The following is a 2726-nucleotide window of genomic DNA, read 5'->3' as shown; positions in this document are numbered from 1 at the left end:
GCGCCGAGGGACGCCGACAGCGGCGTCCCGGCCGGCGACACGGACGGCCCGGAACGGCTCCTCGTCGTGGTCAACTTCGCCGACGACCCCGCGACGGTCACGGTCCCCGAGGGGGTCGAACGCGACCTGTTCGTGGCGGAGCGTGGCGAGGGAGACGACCGCGTGGACGGCACCGTCGTCGTCGACACCCTCGCGGTGCTCGTGTGAGTCGCCGGCGGACCCCTCGTGTCACCGTGTCGCTGCCGATGCCGCCGACGCCGGCCGGCACCGACCCTTATAAGTGACCGCCTCACCCTTCTCCGGGACATGGACGATCGGACGCTTTCGGACCTCCTCCGTCGGTTCGGGCTCTCCGACAAGGAGATCGACACGTACCTCACGCTGCTCGAACACGGCGAGGCGAAAGCCAGCACGGTCGCCGACGCCGCCGGCGTCTCGAAGCGCTACGTCTACAGCGTGAGCGAGTCGCTCGCGGACCGAGGGTTCGTCGAGGTCCACGACCACGTCGTGCCGACGACGATCCGCGCTAACCCGCCCGACGAGGTGATAGACCGGCTCCGCTCCGACGTGGACTCGATACGACCCGCCCTCGAAGAGCGGTTCTCCCGCGTCGAACGCGAGACCGAGCAGTTCGAGGTCGTCAAATCCCGCGTCACCGTCATCAAGCGGATCCGGTCGCTGGTCGACGACGCCGAGTCCGAGCTCACGCTTTCGATCCCTGCGAAACGCCTCCCGGAGATCCGCGATTCGCTCGTCGCGGCGGTTGAGCGCGGCGTCCTCGTGTTGCTCGTCGTCTCCGACGTCGATGAGCCGCCGGACGTGGACGGCGTCGCCAGCGTGGTTCGGACGTGGAGCGAGGCGATGCCGACGCTCCTCACCGTCGACTCCGACGTGGGCGTCATCGCGCCGCCGGAGCTATTGCGGCGGTCCGACTCCGACCGACAGGCGATCGTCTTCGCACAGGAGCAGCTCGCCCCCGTGATCGTCGGGTCCTTCCTCGGGAACTACTGGCCCGCGGCCGCCGAGGTCGCCACCGTCGAACCCGCCGCGCTGCCCGTGGAGTACGAGAACTTCAGACAGACCGTGTTTCAGGCGACAGTACACCTACGCAGCGGGACGACGCTCACCGCGACGGTCGCCGGAAGATCGACCGCGGACGAGACGGAGACCGAGGTCACCGGCCGCGTCGTCGGCGTCAAACAGGGGATGGTGGAGCCGACGAACAACGAGTTCCCGGTGCAACACTCGCTGGCGATCGAGACGGCGGACGGGACCGTCACCGTCGGCGGGAAAGGCGCGTTCGTCGAGGACATCGAGGCGGACCTCGTCCGGCTCGACGCGGAGTGACCGGCGGTCGATCCCCGTGACCGGCGGTCGATCCCCCGTGATCGGGCGGGCGACCGGCGCGACCCGCGTTACGCCTCAACCCGGCCTACTCCGCAGCCCGCTCGTCGCGGATCGCGCGGATCACGTCTTGGCGGGCGATGAGCCCCACCAGCGTCCCGTCGTCGTCGACGACCGGCAGTCGGTTGATGTCGGGGTCATCGCCGGAGAGCAGCGTCAGGATCTCGTCGATCCCCGTGTCGGGGCCGACGGTGGCCGCGTCGGCCGTCATCACGTCCGACACCGGCCGGTCCGCGTTGCGCACGAGGTCGACGCCGAGGTCGAGGTCCGCCCACGGCGGCTTCACCTGATACGTGAGCGTGTCGACGAACGGCGGGAGCCCGATCGGGATCCACAGCGTCTCCTCAGCCGGTTCGAACAGGTCCACGAGGTCGGACTCGGCGACGATCCCGACCACCCGGTCCGCCTCGTCGACGACCGGGAACCCCGAGAAGGAGTGTCGAGCGAACAGCCGAAACACGTCGGAGATCTCGTCGTCGGGGGAGACCGTCTTCACGTCGGTGATCATCAGGTCGCGTGCGTACATACGTCGCCCATCGCCGCCCCCGATGGTAGTCGTTGCGGCCCACTCGTCCTGACGCGAGCCGTTTCGGCCCACTCGTCCTGACGCGAGCCGTTGCGGCCCGCGCCCACCGGGCTCTGGCCGACACGATTTATATAGCTCAGGCCGAGGATCGACCGTGTCCGATCCCACCGCTCATCACGTCGGCGTCACCGTTTCCGATCTCGACCGCGCGGTCGACTTTTATACTAACGCGTTCGGGTTCGAGGTCGTTACCGAGTTCTCCGTCGGCGGCGAGGCGTTCGCGGCGGCCGTCGACGTCGACGGCGCGACCGCCGAGTTCGCTCACCTCGACGCCGGCGACACCGTTCTCGAACTCGTCGAGTACGACCCGGCAGGGCCGTCGACGGCGGCCCCCGAGTTGAACGGGACGGGAACCGTCCACGTCGGGCTCGCCGTCGACGACGTGGAAGCCTGTTATACTGACCTCGACGACGCCGTCGAGACGCTGAGCCCGCCCCGGACGACCGACACCGGGACCACCGTCCTGTTCTGCCGGGACCCCGACGGCAACCTGATCGAGCTGCTGGACGGCTGAGGCCGAACTGGAGAGGGAGAATACACCCAGGCTCGGTTGCTCCCCGCGCCGCCGCGTTCAGGCGTTCATCTGGCGACTCACGTGGAGCGCGACCGGGAGGCTCGCGGCGACCAGTCCGTACACGCCCCCGTTGACATCCTCCCCGCCCTAAAGGGCGAGGATTCCCGAGCGTTGGGATATTAGGGTTCGCAACCCACCTGTTCGCTCGGTGCGAAACGCCCC

4 protein-coding genes and 1 pseudogene are annotated in these 2726 nt (G+C 68.8%); 3 read left to right on the top strand and 2 right to left on the bottom strand.

Translation table 11 applies throughout. The features are described 5' to 3' along the window. On the top strand, positions 1–207 hold a 207-nt coding region (locus ACFQEU_RS14155; protein WP_379783196.1), incomplete at its 5' end, for a hypothetical protein. 99 nt (positions 208–306) lie between these two features. Further along, positions 307–1347 carry a TrmB family transcriptional regulator gene (locus tag ACFQEU_RS14150; protein ID WP_379783194.1) on the top strand — a complete coding sequence of 347 codons (1041 nt, stop codon included), beginning with the start codon at positions 307–309 and terminating at the stop codon, positions 1345–1347. An 85-nt stretch (positions 1348–1432) separates the two neighbouring features. Here ACFQEU_RS14150 and ACFQEU_RS14145 read toward each other — a convergent pair whose 3' ends face one another. Next, entirely contained in the window at positions 1433–1930 is a 498-nt protein-coding gene (locus ACFQEU_RS14145) for a CBS domain-containing protein (RefSeq protein ID WP_379783192.1), read from the bottom strand. Between the two features lie 154 nt (positions 1931–2084). On the opposite strand from ACFQEU_RS14145, the gene ACFQEU_RS14140 reads away from it, so the two are divergent. After that, the gene (locus ACFQEU_RS14140) at positions 2085–2504 is read left to right on the top strand and encodes a VOC family protein (RefSeq protein ID WP_379783190.1); all 420 of its coding nucleotides are present in this window, start codon (positions 2085–2087) and stop codon (positions 2502–2504) included. Positions 2505–2561: 57 nt separating this feature from the next. Here ACFQEU_RS14140 and ACFQEU_RS18315 read toward each other — a convergent pair. Beyond that, positions 2562–2633: pseudogene (locus tag ACFQEU_RS18315) on the bottom strand (hypothetical protein); the annotation flags it as partial. Between the last annotated feature and the right edge of the window lie 93 nt (positions 2634–2726).

The sequence above is a fragment of the Halorubrum tibetense genome, assembly GCF_042661865.1.
Taxonomy (GTDB): Archaea; Halobacteriota; Halobacteria; order Halobacteriales; family Haloferacaceae; genus Halorubrum; species Halorubrum tibetense.
Note: the sequence above shows the minus strand (reverse complement) of the source record. Positions and strands in the feature narration are given on the sequence as shown.